The organism is Stenotrophomonas sp. 2694, from assembly GCF_040548715.1.
GTDB lineage: Bacteria > Pseudomonadota > Gammaproteobacteria > Xanthomonadales > Xanthomonadaceae > Stenotrophomonas > Stenotrophomonas indicatrix.
The window spans coordinates 17078-37430 of the sequence record NZ_JBEPSG010000001.1 but is presented as its reverse complement, the minus strand read 5'-3'; the positions used below and the strand labels follow the sequence as shown (position 1 = coordinate 37430).

Here is a 20353-nt window from a genome sequence, read left to right as displayed (position 1 = left end):
CCATGCACACCGATCTGCCCGGATACGCCGAACTGCACTGCCTGTCGGCCTTCAGCTTCCAGCGTGGCGCGTCCACCGCCGAGGAACTGTTCGCACGCGCCGCCGGCCAGGGTTACCGCGCATTGGCCATCACCGACGAATGCTCGTTGGCTGGCATCGTGCGCGCATGGCAGGCGGCGAAGACGCACGGCGTGGCGCTGATCGTCGGTGCCGAATTCCAGGTTGAAGACGGGCCCAAGCTGGCCCTGCTGTGCACCAACCAGGCCGCTTACGCCGGACTGTGCCAGCTGATCACCACCTGTCGCCGGCGGGCAGCCAAGGGCGGATACCGCTGCCTGCGCGAGGATCTGCAGGGACTGCCCGAGGGCCTGCTGTGCCTGTGGCTGGACCGGCAACCGGCGGCCACCGAACTGGAACTGCTGCGCCGTTGTTTTCCGCAGCGCCTGTGGCTGGCCGTGGAGCTGCACCACGAACACGACGACACGCGCCGGCTGCAGCAGCTGCAGGCCTTCGGCGAGCGCCACCGGTTGCCGCTGGTCGCCAGTGGCGACGTGCACATGCACGTGCGCCGGCGTCGTGCCTTGCAGGACACGCTGACCGCGATCCGCCACCGCTGCAGCGTGGCCGAGGCTGGCTGGCGCCTGTTTGCCAACGGCGAGCGCCATCTGCGCCCGCGCACTGCACTGGCCCAGCTGTATCCGCCCGACCTGCTGGCAGAAACCCTGCGCATCGCCGAACGCTGCCACTTCTCCCTGGACCAGCTGAAATACACCTACCCGCGCGAACTGGTGCCCGAAGGCCACGACCCGGATAGCTGGCTGCGCGTGCTGGTCGAGAAGAATATTCCCTGGCGCTGGCCGGAGGGCATCAAGGAAGCCCAGCGCAAACAGATCGAACACGAGCTGGACCTGATCGCAAAGAAGAACTACGCCTCCTATTTTCTCACCGTACAGGACATCGTGCGCTTCGCCCGCGAGCAGAACATTCTTTGCCAGGGCCGTGGCTCGGCCGCCAATTCAACGGTGTGCTTCGTGCTGGGCGTGACCGAGATCGACCCAGCGCGCAGCAACCTGCTGTTCGAGCGCTTCATCTCCGCCGAGCGTGATGAACCACCGGACATCGACATCGACTTCGAGCACGAGCGCCGCGAGGAAGTACTGCAGTACGTATTCAACCGCTATGGCCGCGAGCGTGCCGCGTTGACGGCGGTGGCGATCAGCTACCGTGGCCGCAGCGCGATCCGCGATGTCGCCCGTGCGCTGGGCCTGCCGATGGACCAGGTCAACGAGCTGGGCGCGGCGATGGACCATTGGGGCGGCAACATTCCGTTGCCGGAAACCCTGCGCGAGCGCGGTTTCGATCCGGAAACACCGCTGATGCGCCGGCTGCTGGCATTGACCGCCGAGCTGATCGATTTTCCGCGCCATCTGTCGCAGCATCCGGGCGGCTTCGTGATTTCCGAGCATCCGCTGTCGACGCTGGTGCCGGTGGAGAACGCAGCGATGGCCGACCGCACCGTCATCCAGTGGGACAAGGACGACCTGGACGCCACCGGCCTGATGAAGGTCGACTGCCTTGCCCTGGGCATGCTCACCGCCATCCGCAAATGCCTGGCGATGCTGCAGCAGCACGGCCTGCACGAAGGACGCATGGATGCGATCCCGCCCAAGGACACAAAGACCTTCGACATGATCTGCGCCGCCGATACCATCGGCGTGTTCCAGATCGAGTCGCGCGCGCAGATGGCGATGCTGCCACGCATGCAGCCGCGCACTTTCTATGACCTGGTGATCGAAGTAGCGATCGTGCGCCCCGGGCCGATCCAGGGCGACATGGTGCATCCCTACCTGGAGCGGCGGCGGATCCTGCGCGAACAAGGCCCGGATGCGTTGAACGATCCGGAGAACCCGCTGTATCCAGCGCGACTGGAACGCGTGTTCGCGCGCACTCTGGGCGTGCCCTTGTTCCAGGAGCAGGTGATGCAGCTGGCGGTGGAAGCTGCCGGTTATGAACCCGGCGAAGCCGACGCGCTGCGCCGTTCGATGGCCGCCTGGAAGCGTCGTGGCGGCCTGGAACCGCACCGCGAAAAGCTGCTGACGGGCATGTTGAAGAACGGCTTCAGCCGCGAATATGGCGAGCACCTGTTCGAGCAGATCAAGGGCTTCGGTGATTACGGTTTCCCGGAGAGCCATGCGGCCAGCTTTGCCCTGCTCACCTACAACAGCTGCTGGCTGAAGTGCCACCACCCGGCTGCATTCACCGCCAGCCTGATCAACAGCCAGCCACTGGGCTTCTACAGCCCCGACCAGCTGCTACAGGATGCGCGCCGGCATGGCATCACGGTACTGCCGGTGGACGTGCGCCACAGCGACTGGGATTGCACACTGGACTTCAGCAAGGGCGCGGCGGCAATCCGGCTCGGCCTGCGCCTGGTCGATGGCTGCAGCGAACCGGCCGCGCAGATCATCATGCGTGAACGCGCACGGCGCCCCTTCGACGATGTCGGCGATCTCTGCCAGCGCACCGCACTGGATCGCCGCCAGCAGGGCCTGCTCGCCGATGCCGGCGCCCTGCGCGGTCTCAGCGGCCATCGCCACCGCGCACGCTGGGATATCTCCGGCGTGGAGAACCGCCTGCCGTTGTTCGACCAGGCCCGGGCCACCGCCGAAGCGCGCGTGGCCCTGCCCCTGCCCAGCGCCTGGGAAGACATGCAGGCCGATTACCGCAGCACCGGCACCACCCTCGGCCGCCATCCGATGTCGTTCCTGCGTGCGCAGCTGCGAACCCGTGGCTGCCTGGATGCCGCGCAGCTGGCCAACCACGGCCATGGCCGGCGCGTACGCATCGCCGGCCTGGTACGCATGCGCCAGCGCCCGCAGACCGCCAGCGGCGTCACCTTCCTTACCCTGGAAGATGAAACCGGCATGGTCAACGCCGTGGTCTGGCGACATCTGGCCGACCGCCAGCACCACGTCCTGGTAGATACGCAGCTGATGCAGATCGACGGCCGGCTGGAACGCGTGGATGGCGTGCAGCATGTGATCGTGCAGCGCATGCACTGCCTGGACGAACTGCTGCAGGGACTGCGCAGCCACAGCCGCGACTTCCATTGACGATACACACCGTCACACACCGAACTGGCCACGACCGACCGGATTCCGCTATCGTCGGCCACGTCCAAGGAAGGAATACACAATGGCTCGTGCCCTGACCCTGACCACCCTGGTGGTCGCCATGCTCGCGTTGCTCGTTTCCGGCTGGACAGCCTGGAACCTGCATCGCAGCCAGTCACCGCACCGCGTGATCGAAGCGCGCGGCCTGATCATCCACGATGCCAGCGGCCAGCCGCGGGTGATCCTCGGCGCCCCGGTTCCCGACCCCCTCAGCCGGGGCCGCCCGCAGGGGCCGCGTGCCACCGCCCTGTCCGGCCTGATCCTGCTCGGCCCCGATGGCTCCGAGCGCGGCGGCTACGGCACCAGCGACCGGGGTGGCGAAGCCCTGCTGACCCTTGACGATGCCACCGGCACCACCGAAGTCTTCAAGGTGGTGGCCAACCCGGACCGCGGCGCCAGCCTGATGGTCAAGCACCAGAACAACACCGGCGCCATGCTGAGTTCCTGGCAGGGCAAGCCGGAGCTGGTGTTCCTCGACGACAGCGGCCAGTCCTACTACGTGCGCCCCGGCGCCAGCGCTGCGCCCTGAGCGCGCACGCTCAGCGCATCACCGCCGCCAGGTCATCGGCCAACCGACGTTGCTGCGGCGGGCCGAGTGCCGCACAGGTGATGCGCAACCCATGCGCCGGTGCAGACACCGCAAAGACTTCACCCCCACGCACATGCCAGCCACGCGCCGCCAGCGCCAGCACCTGCGGCGTGCTGTCGGCCGGCAGTGGCAGCCACAGATTCAAGCCTTCCATCGGCATCGGTGTCGGCAGCCCGCGCGCCTGCAGCAGGGCCTGCAGACCCTGCAGCCGCTGCTGGTAGCGCTCACCGGCGGCAGCCACCTTCGCCCGTTGCTGCGCCGACTCCAATACCGAACTGGCTGCATCCTGCAGCAGATGGCTGACCCAGCCGGTGCCCGCCGCCAGGCGCAGGCGCAGGCGCACCGCGGTCTGCCCATCGCAGGCCAACCAGGCCACGCGCAGGTCCGGGCCCAATGCCTTGGACAACGAACGCAGCAGCGCCCAACGCCGACCGTCCATCGGCAGCACCGAGTGATAGCTCTGCTGCGAGAGCAGCGCGTAGTGATCGTCGATCAGCACCGCCACCTGCGGATAGCCGGCCAGCAACTGGCGTAGCGCACGCGCACGCTTCGCATCCAGGCTGGCACCGGTGGGATTGTGCGAGCGTGGGGTCAGCAGCACCGCGCGTGCACCCGCATCCAACGCCTGCCGCAGTGATTCCACCTGCATGCCGTGCGTATCCACCGCCACCGGCAACGGCACGTGTCCGGCCGCACCGAGGACATTGAGGCTGCCCAGGAAACAGGGATCCTCCACCGCGATGCGGTCCCCCGGCAGCAGCCACGCCGACAGCAGGCGCTCGATGCCATCGACCGCGCCGTGGCTCAGTTCCAGCGCATAGCCCGGCGGGCAATCGGCATCCAGCGAGGCCCGTGCCAGGCGTTGCATGCGTGGATCAACCGTCTCCACCCCATACAGGCGCGAGGACGTCGCAGCCACCCGCAGGCTGGGCAGGCAGCGCGGATCCGGATTGCCGCCGGCCAGATCGTGCAGGGCCAATCCCGGTGCACTGCCCTCGCGTGCCATCGTCGCCGGCAGGCCGCGCACCACAGTGCCGCGACGTCCCGCCGTACTGGCCAGGCCCGCCGCGTCCAGCCGCTTGTAGGCAGCGGCTACGGTATTGCGGTTGACCCCCAGTCGATCGGCCAGATCCCGCACCGGCGGCAGCACGCTGCCGGCCGCCAGATGGCCGCTACCGATGCCCTCGCGGATGCTGTCGAAGATCGCTTCGGCGCTGTTTCCGGTGATTTTCATTTTGTCCTATGCCAAACTATCTCTTGTCCTGTGCCAGTGTATCCCACCCTGGCCACCCCGCACCGGAGGTGCCCCATGTCCCTCGCCGCCGCCGACTGGCCCGTCGCCCAGTCCGTCGAACAGATCGCCGCCAATCTCGCCACCGTGCACCAGCGCATCGCCAGCGCCTGTGCCCGCGCCGGTCGTGATCCGGCCAGCGTGCGCCTGCTACCGGTCAGCAAGACCGTCGATGAAGCACGCATCCGCATGGCCGTAGCCGCCGGTTGCCACCAGCTGGGGGAAAACAAGGTACAGGAGGCGCAGCGCAAGGCCGAGGCCATGGCTGACCTTGGCGTGCACTGGTCGGTCATTGGCCACCTGCAGACCAACAAGGCCCGGTACGTCGCACGCTTCGCCAGCGAGTTCCAGGCGCTGGACAGCCTGCGCGTGGCCGAGGCGCTGCAGCAGCGGCTCCTGCTGGAGGACCGTACGCTGGATGTGTTCGTACAGGTCAACACCTCGGCAGAGCCCAGCAAATACGGCCTGGAGCCGGCAGCGGTGGCCGACTTCGTGCAGCAGCTGCCCGCCTTCGACCGCCTGCGCGTGCGTGGCCTGATGACCCTCGCCATCTTCACCCCCGAGGTGGAACGCGTACGCGCCTGCTTCGTGCGCCTGCGCGAGCTGCGCGACCAGCTTCAGCAGACGGCGCCGGCAGGCCTGGACCTGTCGCAGCTGTCGATGGGCATGTCCGGTGATTTTGAAGTCGCCATCGAGGAAGGTGCCACCGTCGTCCGCGTTGGCCAGGCGATCTTCGGTGCACGCTCTACGCCCGACAGCTTCTACTGGCCCACCCCGGGAGCACTGGCATGAAGCGCGCCGTTGCCCTGCAGCACGTGGCCTTTGAAGATCTTGGCACCCTGCGTCCGCTGCTGCTCGCGCAAGGATGGCAGGTACATGCACTGCAAGCCGGCGTGGATGCACTCGATGCAGCCGAAGATGCCGATCTGCTGGTGGTGCTGGGTGGCCCGATCAGCGTCAACGATGGAGCGGCCTACCCGTTCCTCGCCGACAGCATCGCGTTGCTGCAGCGTCGCCTGCAGCAACAGCGGCCGACGCTGGGCATCTGCCTGGGCGCCCAGTTGATGGCGCGCGCACTGCATGCGGTCGTTGCCCCCACCGGCGGCAAGGAAATTGGTTTCGCACCGCTGCTGCTCACCGATGAAGGCCAGCGCTCGCCTTTGCAGGCATTACAGGGCATCCCGGTGCTGCACTGGCATGGTGAAGCCTTCGAACTGCCGGAGGGCGCACGCCGCCTCGCCAGTACGCCCGCCTGTCGCCACCAGGCCTTCGCCATCGGCCACCATGCACTCGCCCTGCAATGCCATCCCGAACTGGATGCGCGCCAGTTCGAGCGCTGGCTGATCGGCCACGCGCTGGAACTGGCCGCGGCCGGCATCGATCCCATCGACCTGCGCGCGCAGGCCCGCCGCTACGGCGGGCCTCTCGCCGCCGCGGCGACCGCGATGTTCCAACAGTGGCTGCACGACCTGCCGGAGACCCGCCCATGCACTACCGCCTGACCATCCAGCACAACGGCATCCACTGGGGCCATTTCGACTGTGACGGTCCCAACGCGCTGCAACGCATCGATGCCATCGCCGCACGCCTGCCCGCCGCCGAAGGCTTCAGCCTGCAACGGCAGAAGGGCATCGGTGAGGAGCGCATCCTCTCCAGCACTGCCGATGGCCTGCGCGTGCTGGCCGCGCAGATCCAGTACCGCGATCTCTGACCATCGCGCCAGGTGCCGGCCAGCGGCCGGCACTACCCGGCTACCCACTCCCATGCGAAGCTTCACGCATGTTGAAACTGTCACGCGGCACCATCGACGGCCTGCGCATTGCCCCACGCTGGCCCGCGTCACAGGTCATCGTCGAGGCCGAGGTTCTGCAGCGCCTGCTCGACGCGCAGGCCCTGCTGCCGTCCACGCTGCGTCTGCTGGTCACCCGCGGCTTCGAATGCAGCCAGGGACAGCTGGGCGGCTTCCGGCGCGTGGTCCGGCGGCTGGGCATCGCCGTGTTCCGCTGCTGCTATCGGCATCGCCATGATGAGATCGACGCCATCTTCGGCGCCAATGGCCACGATCTGGACGGGCGTCATGTGGATGTCTCGCTGGTCCTGCACGGCCAGCGCCTGCGCCTGCTTCCGCTGGGCGTGTTCACTCCACTGCGCTGGCAGCAGCAGCGCGTCAGCCGCCATGCCGACGCCGTTGCAGCGGCCAAGCATGCACTGCAGCGGTGCGGCTTCGATCTGCACCCCAACGCCACGGAGAGCCTGCAGATCCACTGCGACTATCGCGGCATCACGCTGGCGGAACCGTCGCGTTGATCGACGTTCCCCGCGTGTTGCAGGCAACCTGCACCGACCTTCAGCAACGGCTGGGCCGGATCGACAACCTGTCGGGCAATGGCGAACGAAGCCTCATCATCGAAGGCGAACTGCTGCGGTTCCCTTATCGTATCTACGCCGACGCCACGGACCTGTTCCGGCTCGCATCCCAACTGCAGGGTGATACGCGCGCCCTCTGCCTCTGCCTGCTCTCGCGTCACTGCGACGGACATGTACGGCAACGTGCGATCGAGACGCTGGGGCCCTCGCCGATGCCCTGGGTGCATGCCTTCCATCTCGCGTTGCTGGGTGAGTACGTAGACGAGATCGCATCGACCGTGGCGATCCAGGCGCGGCACACCGGCCTGCAGCGCTATGCCGCGCTCATCAGCGAGAACCACGCCTTCTTCGACCTCTGCCGACAACGCGCCGCCAGCTACTGGGATGCTTACTACCGCGCCCGCTACTCCACCCTGCGCCTTTTCCCTGCCCACAGACTGCTGCTGCAGATGGCCAACGCTGCGCGCTCGCCGTAGCGCTCTCTGCACCCGCCAACGCCCATCCGCTCGGCACCCTGCCTCCCCGCCTATAGATGCAAATGATTCTCCTTTACTGTAAGGTAATGCCGCTGCCCTTGCCGCCGCGGGCTGTTCCCTTCCCCAGCCTTCGCCCGCCCCGTGCCCACGCCTGTCGAATCGACGGATGTCGCGCAGCTGTGCGCCGCCCATTACCGGCCGCTGCACGCCCACGTCCGTCGCAAACTCCCACAACGCAGTGACGCCGATGATGTCGTCCAGGAAACCTGGCTGCGTGTCGTCAAAGTCGCCGCCAGCGGCCTGCTCGGCAATGGCCGCGCCTACCTGTATCGCGTCGCCCACAACCTGATCGCCGACCACTATCGCCTGATCCAGCGGCGTCGCGAAGAGGCCTTGGACGACGCGCAGCTGCAGGCCATCGCCGATCCCGCCCCGTTGCCCGAGCAACGCCTGCTCGATGCCGAACAACTGCGTCACCTAGACGCGATCATCGCCGCCCTGCCGCCGCGCTCGCGCGAGGTGTTCCTGCTGGCGCGCGTCGAACAGCTCGGCCTTGCCGACATCGGCCGCCAGCTTGGCATCAGCCGGCAGACCGCGCATGGCCATCTGCTGCGCGCGCTGGTGGCCCTGCAGCAGGTGCCGACCGCATGAGCCAGGATCCGATTGCCCGCGAGGCAGCGCGCTGGTGGCTGCATGCGCACGACGAACAGCGCGACGAAGCTGCCTTCACCCAGTGGTACGAGGCCGATCCACGCCACGCGGCGCAGTACCAGCACCTGTTGCGGCTGTGGCAGGCCGGTGCAGCACTGCCAAGCCTGCAACGGCAACAGCAGCGTCGCCAGCGCCGGCGCCTGCGCGAAGCCGGCATCGCCGTGCTGCTGCTGTGTGCGCTCGGCCTCTACACCCGGCACAACGCCCTCCCGCCGGAACAGACACTGCGCACGGCATCAGGCGAAATCGAAGAGGTGCGCCTGCAGGACGGTTCTCGCCTGCAGCTCTCGCCGGACAGCGAACTGGGCGTGCGCATCGATGCCAACCGGCGTGCGTTGCAGCTGCGGCACGGCCAGGCCTGGTTCCAGGTCGCACCTGATCGCGACCGTCCGTTCCAGGTGCATACGCCGCACGGTACGGTCACGGCGGTGGGTACTGCCTTCGATATCGCGGTCAACGGCGATGCCAGCGTAGTGACCGTCACCGAACACCAGGTGCGCGTGGACAGTGGCTCGGGCAGCAGCGAAGCGGCCGCCGGCCAGCAGCTGCGCTTCGATGGCACGGCGCCCTCGGCCGCGCTTGCAGCAGACCCGGCGCAGCTGGCATGGCGCGAACGCCGGCTGGCCTGGGTCTCCGCGCCGCTGGCTGACGTTGTCCAGGATCTGGATCGCTGGTACGGCGGCCGCACCTGGATCGCCGGCGACGCACTGCGGCGGCAGCCGGTCACGGTGCTGGCCGACGCGGATACGGCCGCGCACAGCCGCGACCAGCTGGCCGCCGAACTGCACGTGCGCGTTGTCCGTATCGGGCCCAGCCTGCAGGTGTGGCTGCCGGCGAAGGCATCGTCCGATGCACGCTGAACGCATCGACCCTGACATCCGGGCCACCGCTGCGTCTTCCCAGGGTGACGACGCACTGCGTCACTCCCTGGAGCCCACGATGCTGTCCCACCGCCCCCTTGTTCTTGCACTGTCTCTTGCCTGCGCCGGTATCGCCCCCGTGCTTGCTGCCACCGCGCAGGCGCAGGCCAGCGCAACCCGCCGTTACGATATTCCCGCACAGCCGCTGGTCACCGCGCTGGACGCCTACAGCCGCCTCAGCGGCGTCGATCTGGTGATCGGCCGTGCCATGCCAGCCAACCAGAGCGCACCCGCCCTGCAGGGTGACTTCGACGACACCCAGGCATTGGCACGGCTGCTGGCCGGCAGTGGCCTGCGCGCGCGCTTCATCGATGCACGCCGTGCCACCCTCGAACCGGCGCCGGCCAGCACCGGCGACGGTAGCCGCCACACCGGCCCGCTGCGCGTGCAGGGGCGCACTGCCCATGCCACGACACCGGGCACGGGTGCCAGCCAGTACATTCCGGCCACGCAGGATGGCTTCGCGCCGAAGATCGGCAGCGAGCGGGTCGCCATGGCCGAGCGCCAGGACGGCAACAGCCTGCTGCGCTCGATGCCCGGCACGCACAGCTTCCACTCGCGCAGCCAGCCCGGCCTGCAGGTCAACATCCGCGGCATGGCCGGCGCAGGCCGGGTCAACACCATGATCGACGGCGTCACCCAGACCTTCCGCAACAACGCCGGCCATGGTTCGGGCGGCCCGTTCGCCTACGTGGACCCGTTCCTGTTGGCAGGCGTCGACGTACAGCGCGGCGCGGTCAGTGGTGGCGAGGGTGCCGGCACGCTGGCCGGCAGTGCCAACTTCCGCACCCTGGACATCGAAGACCTGGTCTCCGATGGCCGCGATTGGGGCCTGCGTGCAGGCTATCGGCATGGCAACAATGGCTATGGCAGCGGACGTACCTTCGCCGGTGCCTGGCGCCACAGCGAAGACGGTGGCGATCGCCAGTTCGGCCTGTTGGCCGCCGCCAGCAGCAGCCGCAGCAGCGAATACGCCACGTCCCATGGCCAGAAGAACGATGCCGACCCCGGCAGCCAGCAGCCCAGCAGCTGGCTGCTGAAGGCGCGCCTGCAGCCCAGCGACCAGCACCGCCTGGACCTGAGCCACATGCGCTATGAAAACGACTTCTACCACAACTATCCCTGGCAGATTTCCGCCCGCAACCAGCGCGCCAGCTACCACTACACGCCCTACTCGCCGTGGATCGACCTGCGCGCCAGTTTCGCCGCCAACAAGACCCGGCTGTTCTACCCGCCGGTGGAAGATTCCAGCTACATCGGCCGGCGTACCCACAGCAGCCTGAGCAGCTGGAACGTGGACAACACCAGCCGTTTCGACCTCGGCGCCGTACAGGCACGCTGGAACACCGGCATCAAGCACCAGTCGGACATCTTCGTTGCCGATACCCCCACCCTGCGTGGCGCCAACCCACAAGGGCGCAGCCAACTCGACAGCGTGTTCACCACGCTGGAGCTGCAGTACGACACCTACGCACTGTCGGCGGGCCTGCGCCAGGACCGCTACAACATCCGCGGCCACGTCCCCACCTGCTCGGATGTGCCTGGGCAATGCCTGGAGATCGGAGGTGGTGGCATCGACGTCGATCGCACCCAGCATGCGCTCAGCCCCAGCCTCTCACTGTCGGTGCAGGCCACTGACTGGCTGCAGCTCTTTGCCGAAGTCTCGCGCACCTCGCGGCCGCCGCGCGTGCAGGAAATGTTCTTCGAGAAGATCCCGCTGGAAGGTATGAGCGATGCCGACGGCGTCGGCGCCAACCCCTTCCTGCGCCGCGAGCGTTCGCGCAACCTGCAGTTCGGCGCCAACCTCAGCGCCAGCTCGCTGCTGGTCGACGGCGACCTGGTGCAGCTGCGCCTGACCCGCTTCGACAACCGCATCCGCGATTACATCAAGCCACAGTACCTGCTGATCGTGCATCCGCCGGAAGTCGAACCGTTCGTGGTACCGATCGACAGCGACCCGCAGCTCAACGCGTGGACCGACAGCCTGGAGGTGGACGACTTCAGCACCACCACGCGCTGGATGAACCATCCCGGCGTGGTGCGCATGCGCGGCCTGGAACTGGAAGCGCACTACGCCAGCGAGCACTACCACGCCACCCTCAGCTGGACCCGCTCGCGCACCAGCGCGCCGGCCATCGAATTCGTCAACCTGGAAGACATCACCGCCCTGCCCGACCGCTACTGGACGCTGGATGTCGGCGGCCGCTGGTGGCAGCAGCGCCTGCAGGCCGGTGTGCGCGCCGAGTACTCCGGCCCCACCGAAGAGGGTTACGACTTCTTCCAGACCCGCAAGACCGGCGGCACCGGCGTGCTGCTGGATTTCTACGCCAGCTTCAAGCCACAGGCCAACACCACGCTGTGGCTGAACATCGAAAACCTGCAGAACAAGGCCTATGACAACAACGCCTCCATCGACAGCATCTTCAGCCCGATCCTGGACCGCGGCAACGGCCGTGGCCGTACCGTCTCGGTGGGCGTCAATGTGGCGTTCTAGCCGGCGCTGGCTGGGGCTGGGTCTGATCGCGCTGGCGGCGGCAGCCGGCGCGCAGCCGATGCCCGGCAAGGTGATCGACCTGGCCAGTGGCAAGGAGCTCGACCAGGCTGCCTTCGTGCAGCGGGTTGCTGCCGCCGAGCGCGTGCTGCTCGGCGAGCGTCACGATATCGATGCCGACCATGACGCCGAACGTTGGCTGCTGCAGGCATTGCAGCAGCAGCGCCCGCAGGGCGCGCTGGTGCTGGAGATGATCGAAAGCGAACGCCAGCCGCGACTGCAGCGTGTGCAGCGCTGGCTGGACAAGGGCAACCGGGCAGAATCGCAACGGCTGGCCGAACTGCTGGACTGGGATCCCCGCTGGCCTTGGACACGCTATGGCGGACTGGTACAGATCGCCACCGATAGCGGCATCCGCCTGCAGGGCAGCAACCTGTCGCGCGCTGAAGTCAATACGCTGCTGGCGTCATCGCCCGAGGTGGTGTTCCCGGCCGACGGCGCGCGGCAACGGTTGTCAGCAGTGGTGCTGGCCCAGCACGCCGACGCTGCGCCCATGCTCGACGGCATGCTCGCCGTTCAGCACGCGCGCGACACGCGGATGGCACGGGTGCTGATGCAGTCGCCGGCACCCGCCCTGCTCGTCGCCGGCCGCTGGCATGTGCTGCGTGGCACGGGCGTACCCGGTTATCTGCCAACCTCTGCGCCAGCGCTGGTGATCGCGCTGGCCTCAGTCGACGAAGATGTGGCGAGAGATGACGCTGATCTGTTGTGGGTGGTCGGCGATGAGTGAGCGTCGGCAGCACTGGCAAGCGGTGACGATCAGCATCGGCCTGCACCTGCTGCCGTTGCTGCTGTTCGTCCACTGGGTGTCCACTCCGCCGCTGCCACCGCCTCCCGAACAGGACGTGCGCATCAGCCTGCGCCTGCTGGCGCCAGCCACGCCGCCGCAGCCGGTGGAAGAACTGCAGTCCGAACGCCTCAGCCAGGCCCAGCAATCGCGGGCAGCCGAAGCGCGGAAAACACCTCCACCACCGCGGGCCACGGCGGCACCCGAAGGCAACCTCGCCGCCAGCGAGAAGAATGGCGACGGCCACCAGCCCTTGCCCGTGGCCCCACCTGCGGCCGCGACCGATGCCCGTTCCGCACCGGCATCGATCACGGCCGCACCGCCCGCTCCGGACGCACCACCGGCGGACTTCCAGGCCGGCGCCGCCAGCGACCAGTGGGAAGCCCGTCTGATGGCGCGGCTGGAGCGTTACCGCTATTACCCCGCCGTAGCGAGGTCGCGGCGCCAGCAGGGCACCGCATGGGTCAGGGCCAGCATCGACCGCGACGGCCACCTGCGGGCATTGCGTATGGAACAGTCCAGTGGACAGCCGATGCTGGATGAAAGCGCGCTGCAGACATTCCGCCGCGCGCAGCCTCTGCCCCGGATTCCAGAAGAACTGCCAGCTCCGCAGGAACTGGTGGTGCCGGTGGAGTACTACCTGCGCTAAGCGCTGTAGGCCTCTGCCTCGATCTCGAACAGCATTCCGTCCAACGCCAGCCGCGGCACCGGAATCAACGTGCAGGTCGGCGCTGCGCGATTGGCCCAACGTCGCCGCACCTGGCGGGCGATGATGCCCAGGCGATCCTCGTCGTGGTCGACCACCAGGATCCGCAGTCGTGCAACATCGGCCAGATCCGCATGCGCCGACCGCAGCGCGGTCTGCAGATTGTCCAGTGCCTGCGACACCTGCTCCTCGAAGCTCGGCGACAGGCTTCCCTGGTCGTCCTCGCCTCCCTGTCCGGCGATATGGATCACACGCGCTGGCAGTCGCACCACCGCCACATGCGAATATCCGTTGGCACTGGGATCGTGCAGGCCGGGCGGATCGAACAGATCCAGCAGGCCATGGCTGAAGTCCGGGGTGGTCAGCAGGTTCATACCGCATGCCTTGTGGGGAATGCGATGCAGTCTGCGACCTCAACTGCTGTTGAGGTCAAACCAATTGCATGCAACAGAGCGGTCCAACGCACGCAACGATCGGAAGGATCAGGTCCACGCCGGATCCGCGGTGAAATCGATCGTCAGCCAGAACGTGCTGCTTCGCGCGTCCAACCGCACTGCAATCTCATCGCGCATCGCATCCACCTCACCCACCGTGCCCAGCGGCGTAGACGGCGACGTCAGGATGTGGATCTCGATGAAGCGCATCCGCCCCATCTTCGCTACATGGCTGGTGAAGCCGGCATAGCCATGCTCGGCCACGAATGCCTGCATCACCTGCTGCACGCGCTCGTCCAGGTCATCGGGCGCCACCTGCAACACTTCACGCATGGCTTTCCACGCACTGCGCGCCGGCACCGGCAACACCGCCAGGCTGATCAACGCCAGTACGATCGAATCCAGATAGGGCACCCAGTAGTGCCACTGGCCACCATGCAGCACCAGCGCCAATACGAAGGCCAGCACCACCGCCAGGCTCATCAAGCCCCCCAGCAACCAGCCGCGCACATCCAGCCACAGCAATGCCGACTGCAGCCTGCGGGCACGCTGGGCCACGAACGCGGCCATGCCCAGGTTGCTGGCACTCAGCAGCGCCGCCCACCACAGCGCCGGTCCGAACTTCACTTCGTGCCCGCCGGTGGTCAAGCCGATCACGGCGTTGGCCAGCGCATACACGCAGGCCAGCGACAGGATCACCCCGCCCAGCGCCTCGACCATCGGCTCCAGGTGCCAATAGCCGTACTGGAAGCGCGGGCTGTGCTCCCGCGCCACCAGCCGCAACACCGACAACGACACCAGGGTCAGGGCTACGTCGACCAGGCTGTAGATGCCGTCGAACAGGATGGCCTGCGATCCCACCAGCAGGCCACCGATGAAGCCGACCGCGCTGACCGCCACGGTGACCCCGATCGAGAACTTCAGGATGCGTTGCTCGCGCGCGGTATCCATCGTCCGCCGAAGGGCCGACCGTACCGGCTCAGGCCTTCAGCACCTCCACCTTGTAGGACGGCACGTCGCCATCGCGCTCGATGATAAGGCCATGGACGTCCGACTCGAAGCCCGGGAAGCGCGCGTTCTGCTCGCGGGCGATGCGCAGCGACTGGATGATCGGTTCGTCGTGGTCGCCGAAGCGCTCGCCCGGCATGATCGTCGGGATGCCCGGCGGATACGGCACCAGCATCGTTGCAGCGATGCGGCCGCTGATCTGCTCGATGTCGACCCGCTCGATCTCGCCCTTCACCAGGTGGTTGTAGGCATCGGCCGGGGTCATCACCGGCGTCGGCAGGTCCACGTACATCTCACGCATCACCTTGGCCACGGCGAACTCCTGGTTGAACGCATGCAATGCGTCGCACAGGTCACGCAGGCCCCAGCCGGCATAGGCATGGGGATAGTCGGCGGCCAGCGACGGCAGCGCCTGGGTCAGCGGCGCGTTGCGGTCGTACAGCTCCTTGAACGCCATCAGCTCGGTAACCAGCGTGCTCCACTTGCCCTTGGTGATGCCCATCGAGAACAGGAACAGCACCGAATACAGGTTGGTCTTCTCCACGGTGATACCGCGGCCCCACAGGAACTTGCTCAGCACCGCAGCCGGGATGCCCAGCTTGCCCATGCTGCCGTCCATCGACAGGCCCGGCGTCAACAGGGTCACCTTGATCGGATCGATCAGCACATAGTCATCGACCAGGTTCTCGAACCCGTGCCAATGCGCATCGGGCTGCAGGTACCACTCCTCGCGCTTGGCGACCAGCGGCGCCGGTGTATCGCCCTTGTCCAGGCTGCGCTCGACCTTTGTCGGTTGCCACACGCTGAACCACCAGTCATCGCGACCCAGATCGTCGCGTACATGCAGCATCGCCCGGCGGAAGGCGATCGCCTCGTCATGCATTTCCTGCACCAGCGAACGCCCCGCATCCCCTTCCATCATCTTCGAGGCAACATCACACGCCGCGATCACGCCGTAATGTGGGCTGGTCGAGGTATGCATCATGAACGATTCGTTGAAGCGTTCGGCATCCAGGTCGCGGCTGGCCGAGTTGCGCACGTGGATCATCGAGGCCTGCGAGAACGCGGCCAACAGCTTGTGCGTGGAATGGGTGGTGAAGATGATCGCGTCCTGCTCGCGCGGCTTGCCCTTGGCCATGCCGTAGTGGTTCTCGTAGAACGGATGGAACGCGGCATAGGCGTACCAGGCCTCATCGAAATGCAGGAAGTCGACCGCGCTGCCGATCTCCTCGGCGATTTTCTCGGCGTTGTAGCACAGGCCGTCGTAGGTCGAGTTGGTCACCACCGCGATACGCGGCTTGGAACCGGCCTGGTAGGCCTGGCTGGCCAGCGGATTGGCCGCGATGCTCTGCTGCAGGGCTTCCGGGGTGAACTGGTCCAGGCTGATCGGGCCGATGATGCCGTGCGCATTGCGGCTGGGCGTGAAGTACACCGGCACCGCGCCGGTCATGATCAGCGAATGCAGCAGCGACTTGTGGCAGTTGCGGTCGACGAACACCACGTCGCCACGGGCCACGGTGCCGTGCCACACGATCTTGTTGGCCGTCGACGTACCGTTGGTGACGAAGAAGGTGTGGTCGGCGCCGAAGTTGCGCGCGGCCTCGTCCTCGGCCTCCTTGATCGGGCCGGTGTGATCCAGCAGCGAGCCCAGCTCCGGCACCGAAATCGACAGATCGCTGCGCAGCGTGTTCTCACCATAGAACTGGTGGAAGGCGCGCCCGACCGGTGACTTGGTGAACGCCACGCCGCCGGCATGGCCCGGCGTATGCCAGGAATAGTTCGACTCGGCCGCGTGGTGGATCAGCGCCTTGAAGAACGGCGGCAGCAGGTTCTGCATGTAGTCTTCGGCCGCACGCATCACCTGACGCGAGATGAAGCTCTTGGTGTCTTCGAACAGGAAGATGAAGCCGTGGATGTACTTGAGCAGCTTGCTCGGCACCTTCTCGATGGTACGGCGCTCGCCATACAGGAACACCGGCAGGTTGGCCCGGCGCGCACTCTGCTCGCGCAGGAAGGCGGTCAGGCGCTGGAACTCGCCATCGACCTCCTCGCTGCCGTCGATCGAGATCAGCACCGCCGAAGCGGCCACATAGGTACGGGCGCCGGCACGGGCATCGTCCAGGTTCAGGCCGCACAGCACGCGCTGGTCATTGCTGCGCAGCTCTTCCACCAGCGCACGGATGAGGATGCCGCCGATGCGCGGCGAGTCGTAGTCACCGTCAATGACGATGACCGGATAATCCAGGGACTTGAAATACACGTTGATTCTCCTTGTCTAACTCAGGAACGCTGGGCGCCGGACGAAATTGCCGCCGCCTCGCGGGAACGCTGCCGCTGCTGGCGACGCTCCTCGCTGAAGAAGGGATAGAACACAGTGATGAACAGCACGAACAGGAAGGCGTACTGCACGATCGTTCCCGACGAGCCGTAGATCGCCCACAGGCAGTACACGACCGTCAGGCTGGTCAGGGTCCAGAACGCACCGGTGTGCACCAGCGTGTGCGACCGCTCCACCACGAAGTAGCAGGCCACGCACGAATAGATGTACGGCAGCAGCGTCAGCACGACCGCCGCCGAAGTGATCACGTCGAACTGGGCCGAGGCCGTCTTCGAGGTGGAGGTCACCAGCACCGCCAGGGTCATCAGCACGGCCACGATCAGCACGCCCTTGACCGGCACGTCGTCCTTGTTGGTCTTGCTGAAGATGCTCGGGAACAGGCCATCATCGGAGGCCGCCTTGGCGCTCTGCGCGGTCAGCAGGATCCAGCCGCCCAGCGAACCTGCGGCGCCGATGAAGGCACACAGGCTAACCAGCGCACCACCCCAGCCCCCGACGGCCTTGGCCGCCGCCAGTGCGAACGGCGCGTCAGACACCTGCAGCTCGCCGTTGGGCACCATGCCCATGATCACCGACGAGCTGGCGATGTAGGCGATGGCGGCCAGGAACACACCGGCCAGGGTGGCGCGGGCCACGTTCTTCTCCGGGTTTTCAACCACGCCGGCCGTGACCGAGGCCGACTCGACGCCGATGAAGGCCCACAGGGTCAGTGCCGCAGCACTGGAGATCGCACCGAAGTTCGACTCGCCGGAAACGTTGTAGGCCCCCTTGAAGATGTCGGCATCGAAGAAGAACCAGCCGAAGATGGCGATACCCAGGATCGGCACCAGCGCGAAGCTGGTGGTGACCGTCTGCACGCGGCTGACGAACGCCGGTCCGATCATGTTGGCAAAGCTCAGCGCCCACACCAGGATCAGCACCGCGATGCAGCGCACCAGCGGCTCGGACAGGATCGGGAAGAAGTAGCTGAAGTAGCCCACCGCCGCGATGGGAATGGCAACGTTGCCGATCCAGTTGGCGAACCAGTAGATGGTGTTGGTCTGGAAGCCCATGTAGGGACCGAACCAATCGCGTGCATACGCATACGGGCCACCCGCTTTGGGCGCCAGCTTGCCGAGTTTGGCGAACACGAAAGCCAGCAGCAGCGCACCGGCCGTGGTGATCAGCCACCCCCATATCGAGGCGGTACCGATCTTGGCCAGGCTGGAGGGCAGCAGGAACACCCCTGAGCCCATCATGTTGCCGGCGACGAGGAAGGTGGCTCCGACCACCCCGATTTTCTTTGCTTCTGCCATGACAATCTCCTGTACCTGGCATGGGCCCGGTGAACCCGGGCGTGGGGAATGGCTACGCTGGCGTGCTGCCGCTGGCGCTTACTTGATGAAGTTGTATTGCAGGCTGCCCTGCACCCGGACCGTGTCGCCGCGTGCTCCGCTCTGCTGCTGCAGGCGGCCGTACAGCAGTTCCATGCCCATCGTCCACGACGGTGCCGGGCTCCAGATCAGGTTGAACACGCCATAGCGGCTTTGCCGGAATGCATCACTCGGCAGCGCCGCATTGCGCTCGAGTGTCAGCTGGCCGTAGATCAGGTTCGAGCGCCACAGATCCGACCAGTAGTGGGTATAGCCGACGAAGCCACCGCGCAGGTCCAGCGCATCGATACGTCCATCGGCACCTACCACGGCGTCAAGACCGGAACCGGTGAGATCGGCGGTGTAGCGGCTCAGGCCGCGGCCGCCCAGCGCACCGAACAGCAACAGATCGCGTTCCCCCACCGAGGCCGAGCCACTGAGCTGCGCGCCACCGGCAAAGACGCGGTCACGGCGGGCATCGCCGTCGTAGGCAAGATTGCGCGCCACGACGCCCAGTTGCAGGTGGCCCCAGTCACGCTCCATGCGCGCGATGGCACTCACATCCGGCAATCGATTGACCGCCGCCATCGCATCGCTGGCGCCGGCCAGCTCGGTGTCCGGGTCTTCGGCGGCCAGGGTCAGGGTGTTGCCCTTGCCCAGTGCAAAGCTGTGATGGATGCCGGCCACCAGCAGGTAACCGGCGCCGCCGGGTCCAGCAAAATCCAGCGTGTCGGGCAGGCTGTCCGGGTCCATGAAGCTGGAATACCCGTAACCCGCATACGTGTTGCCAAGCTGGCCATAGGCATGGCGCAGGCGGAACTGATAGCCATCGCTGCTGCCGAAGAAGTCATTCTCCAGATAGAAGCGCAGGTTGCCATGGGTGGTCGGCCGCCGCGCTTCGAAACTGAAACGCGTCTGCTTGGCGTGGATGTTGAAGTTCGAAACATCGCGATGGCTGCCGCCCACCGGCATCGACGAGGGAATGAACTGATCCTCGTCCCCTGCGCCGCGCGAATCCGCAATCGCATCGAGCTTGGCATAGCCACCGATGCGGATCACGGTGTCGGTGCCGGGAATGGCGAAGAAGCCTTTCAGGTCCGGATCGGTCGGGCCGGCGGCGCTGTCCGGGCGCGAGGCCGCCGTTGACGGATCGGCCACCGACTCACGCTGGGGCAGCACGGTCGGCGACACGCCGGGAACCTGGGTCGGGTGCAGGATCCCGCTGGCGGTTGACACAGTCGTGGTCGCCTGCGATGCAGTGGGCGTCGGCGTCGGCAGTACAACGGGAGCCGCAGCCGCACGCTCTTCGCGTCGTTCAAGCTGGTCCAGACGCTGCTGCATGCCCTGCAGCGTCTGCCGCATCGCGTCGATCTCCCGACGCAATGCCTGCGCATCATCCTGTGCGTGCAACGGCATCGCTGCCATCGCCGTCAGGCACCCCATACTCAGTACCGCCAAGCGCATTGCATCCTCCCCGGACTGGAACTTCCGCCGCGCGGCCGAGCAGCGCGCGTGCGCCGCCCCGACCTCAACGAGCCGTTGCTGGAAATGCGGGTACTGCGTCGACGACCGTCGCCAGCCTGCGCGATGCAGGCAACAGGGCGATGACATTGCCCCACCTGCCCGGACAGCGCCGGAGTCGCTTCCACT

Annotated in this window: 18 protein-coding genes; 12 read left to right on the top strand and 6 right to left on the bottom strand. The window is 66.8% G+C overall.

Annotated elements, in window-relative coordinates:
* Positions 1-2: 2 nt before the first annotated feature.
* Both ABIA73_RS00200 and ABIA73_RS00195 read left to right on the top strand, forming a co-directional pair.
* Entirely contained in the window at positions 3-3113 is a 3111-nt protein-coding gene (locus ABIA73_RS00200) for an error-prone DNA polymerase (protein WP_354275215.1), read from the top strand.
* Positions 3114-3195: 82 nt separating this feature from the next.
* Positions 3196-3702: a hypothetical protein gene (locus ABIA73_RS00195; RefSeq protein WP_025879224.1), complete on the top strand. Its 507-nt coding sequence runs from the start codon at positions 3196-3198 to the stop codon at positions 3700-3702.
* Positions 3703-3712: 10 nt separating this feature from the next.
* Here ABIA73_RS00195 and ptsJ read toward each other — a convergent pair whose 3' ends face one another.
* The gene (ptsJ, locus tag ABIA73_RS00190; protein ID WP_354275214.1) at positions 3713-4996 is read right to left on the bottom strand and encodes a MocR-like B6 salvage transcription factor PtsJ; all 1284 of its coding nucleotides are present in this window, start codon (positions 4994-4996) and stop codon (positions 3713-3715) included.
* Between the two features lie 75 nt (positions 4997-5071).
* Between ptsJ and ABIA73_RS00185 the strand changes: the two genes are divergently transcribed.
* The 10 genes from ABIA73_RS00185 to ABIA73_RS00140 all read left to right on the top strand — a co-directional run bounded on the left by ABIA73_RS00185 (position 5072) and on the right by ABIA73_RS00140 (position 13514).
* Positions 5072-5845, top strand: a complete 774-nt coding sequence (locus ABIA73_RS00185; RefSeq protein ID WP_354275213.1) for a YggS family pyridoxal phosphate-dependent enzyme — start codon at positions 5072-5074, stop codon at positions 5843-5845.
* Positions 5842-6555: a glutamine amidotransferase gene (locus ABIA73_RS00180; RefSeq protein WP_099842814.1), complete on the top strand. Its 714-nt coding sequence runs from the start codon at positions 5842-5844 to the stop codon at positions 6553-6555. The genes ABIA73_RS00185 and ABIA73_RS00180 overlap by 4 nt, the downstream gene beginning before the upstream one ends.
* The gene (locus ABIA73_RS00175; protein WP_025879228.1) at positions 6540-6764 is read left to right on the top strand and encodes a hypothetical protein; all 225 of its coding nucleotides are present in this window, start codon (positions 6540-6542) and stop codon (positions 6762-6764) included. The genes ABIA73_RS00180 and ABIA73_RS00175 overlap by 16 nt, the downstream gene beginning before the upstream one ends.
* A 68-nt stretch (positions 6765-6832) precedes the next feature.
* On the top strand, positions 6833-7360 hold the full coding sequence (locus tag ABIA73_RS00170) for a hypothetical protein (RefSeq protein ID WP_105164267.1): 528 nt from the start codon (positions 6833-6835) through the stop codon (positions 7358-7360).
* The gene (locus tag ABIA73_RS00165; RefSeq protein WP_099784561.1) at positions 7357-7896 is read left to right on the top strand and encodes a hypothetical protein; all 540 of its coding nucleotides are present in this window, start codon (positions 7357-7359) and stop codon (positions 7894-7896) included. The genes ABIA73_RS00170 and ABIA73_RS00165 overlap by 4 nt, the downstream gene beginning before the upstream one ends.
* Positions 7897-8037: 141 nt before the next feature.
* Positions 8038-8547 (top strand): RNA polymerase sigma factor, encoded by a 510-nt coding sequence (locus ABIA73_RS00160; protein WP_099784563.1) that lies wholly within the window; start codon positions 8038-8040, stop codon positions 8545-8547.
* The gene (locus ABIA73_RS00155; protein ID WP_354275212.1) at positions 8544-9467 is read left to right on the top strand and encodes a FecR family protein; all 924 of its coding nucleotides are present in this window, start codon (positions 8544-8546) and stop codon (positions 9465-9467) included. Before ABIA73_RS00160 ends, ABIA73_RS00155 begins: the two co-directional genes overlap by 4 nt.
* Positions 9468-9546: 79 nt before the next feature.
* Positions 9547-12021 (top strand): TonB-dependent receptor, encoded by a 2475-nt coding sequence (locus ABIA73_RS00150; RefSeq protein ID WP_154881355.1) that lies wholly within the window; start codon positions 9547-9549, stop codon positions 12019-12021.
* On the top strand, positions 12008-12808 hold the full coding sequence (locus ABIA73_RS00145) for a ChaN family lipoprotein (RefSeq protein WP_099784567.1): 801 nt from the start codon (positions 12008-12010) through the stop codon (positions 12806-12808). The genes ABIA73_RS00150 and ABIA73_RS00145 overlap by 14 nt, the downstream gene beginning before the upstream one ends.
* The gene (locus tag ABIA73_RS00140) at positions 12801-13514 is read left to right on the top strand and encodes an energy transducer TonB family protein (protein ID WP_105164269.1); all 714 of its coding nucleotides are present in this window, start codon (positions 12801-12803) and stop codon (positions 13512-13514) included. Before ABIA73_RS00145 ends, ABIA73_RS00140 begins: the two co-directional genes overlap by 8 nt.
* On the opposite strand, the gene ABIA73_RS00135 is transcribed toward ABIA73_RS00140, so the two are convergent.
* The 5 genes from ABIA73_RS00135 to ABIA73_RS00115 all read right to left on the bottom strand — a co-directional run bounded on the left by ABIA73_RS00135 (position 13511) and on the right by ABIA73_RS00115 (position 20167).
* Positions 13511-13945, bottom strand: a complete 435-nt coding sequence (locus tag ABIA73_RS00135; RefSeq protein WP_025879232.1) for a RidA family protein — start codon at positions 13943-13945, stop codon at positions 13511-13513. The genes ABIA73_RS00140 and ABIA73_RS00135 overlap by 4 nt on opposite strands.
* Positions 13946-14053: 108 nt before the next feature.
* Positions 14054-14956 (bottom strand): cation diffusion facilitator family transporter, encoded by a 903-nt coding sequence (locus ABIA73_RS00130; RefSeq protein WP_032975242.1) that lies wholly within the window; start codon positions 14954-14956, stop codon positions 14054-14056.
* Between the two features lie 28 nt (positions 14957-14984).
* On the bottom strand, positions 14985-17273 hold the full coding sequence (locus ABIA73_RS00125) for an Orn/Lys/Arg family decarboxylase (RefSeq protein WP_032975241.1): 2289 nt from the start codon (positions 17271-17273) through the stop codon (positions 14985-14987).
* Between the two features lie 20 nt (positions 17274-17293).
* Positions 17294-18646 carry an arginine/agmatine antiporter gene (adiC, locus tag ABIA73_RS00120; protein WP_025879235.1) on the bottom strand — a complete coding sequence of 451 codons (1353 nt, stop codon included), beginning with the start codon at positions 18644-18646 and terminating at the stop codon, positions 17294-17296.
* A 78-nt stretch (positions 18647-18724) separates the two neighbouring features.
* On the bottom strand, positions 18725-20167 hold the full coding sequence (locus ABIA73_RS00115; RefSeq protein WP_218787682.1) for a DcaP family trimeric outer membrane transporter: 1443 nt from the start codon (positions 20165-20167) through the stop codon (positions 18725-18727).
* Between the last annotated feature and the right edge of the window lie 186 nt (positions 20168-20353).

Excerpts from the sequence above, each read along its gene's own strand:
- ABIA73_RS00130 (WP_032975242.1), bottom strand. The coding sequence starts at position 14,956 with ATGGATACCGCGCGCGAGCAACGCATCCTGAAGTTCTCGATCGGGGTC.
- ABIA73_RS00140 (WP_105164269.1), top strand. The coding sequence starts at position 12,801 with ATGAGTGAGCGTCGGCAGCACTGGCAAGCGGTGACGATCAGCATCGGC.
- ABIA73_RS00185 (WP_354275213.1), top strand. The coding sequence starts at position 5,072 with ATGTCCCTCGCCGCCGCCGACTGGCCCGTCGCCCAGTCCGTCGAACAG.
- ABIA73_RS00200 (WP_354275215.1), top strand. The coding sequence starts at position 3 with ATGCACACCGATCTGCCCGGATACGCCGAACTGCACTGCCTGTCGGCC.
- ABIA73_RS00195 (WP_025879224.1), top strand. The coding sequence starts at position 3,196 with ATGGCTCGTGCCCTGACCCTGACCACCCTGGTGGTCGCCATGCTCGCG.
- ABIA73_RS00175 (WP_025879228.1), top strand. The coding sequence starts at position 6,540 with ATGCACTACCGCCTGACCATCCAGCACAACGGCATCCACTGGGGCCAT.
- ABIA73_RS00150 (WP_154881355.1), top strand. The coding sequence starts at position 9,547 with ATGCTGTCCCACCGCCCCCTTGTTCTTGCACTGTCTCTTGCCTGCGCC.
- ABIA73_RS00155 (WP_354275212.1), top strand. The coding sequence starts at position 8,544 with ATGAGCCAGGATCCGATTGCCCGCGAGGCAGCGCGCTGGTGGCTGCAT.
- ABIA73_RS00170 (WP_105164267.1), top strand. The coding sequence starts at position 6,833 with ATGTTGAAACTGTCACGCGGCACCATCGACGGCCTGCGCATTGCCCCA.
- ABIA73_RS00145 (WP_099784567.1), top strand. The coding sequence starts at position 12,008 with ATGTGGCGTTCTAGCCGGCGCTGGCTGGGGCTGGGTCTGATCGCGCTG.
- adiC (WP_025879235.1), bottom strand. The coding sequence starts at position 18,646 with ATGGCAGAAGCAAAGAAAATCGGGGTGGTCGGAGCCACCTTCCTCGTC.
- ABIA73_RS00180 (WP_099842814.1), top strand. The coding sequence starts at position 5,842 with ATGAAGCGCGCCGTTGCCCTGCAGCACGTGGCCTTTGAAGATCTTGGC.
- ABIA73_RS00135 (WP_025879232.1), bottom strand. The coding sequence starts at position 13,945 with ATGAACCTGCTGACCACCCCGGACTTCAGCCATGGCCTGCTGGATCTG.
- ptsJ (WP_354275214.1), bottom strand. The coding sequence starts at position 4,996 with ATGAAAATCACCGGAAACAGCGCCGAAGCGATCTTCGACAGCATCCGC.
- ABIA73_RS00115 (WP_218787682.1), bottom strand. The coding sequence starts at position 20,167 with ATGCGCTTGGCGGTACTGAGTATGGGGTGCCTGACGGCGATGGCAGCG.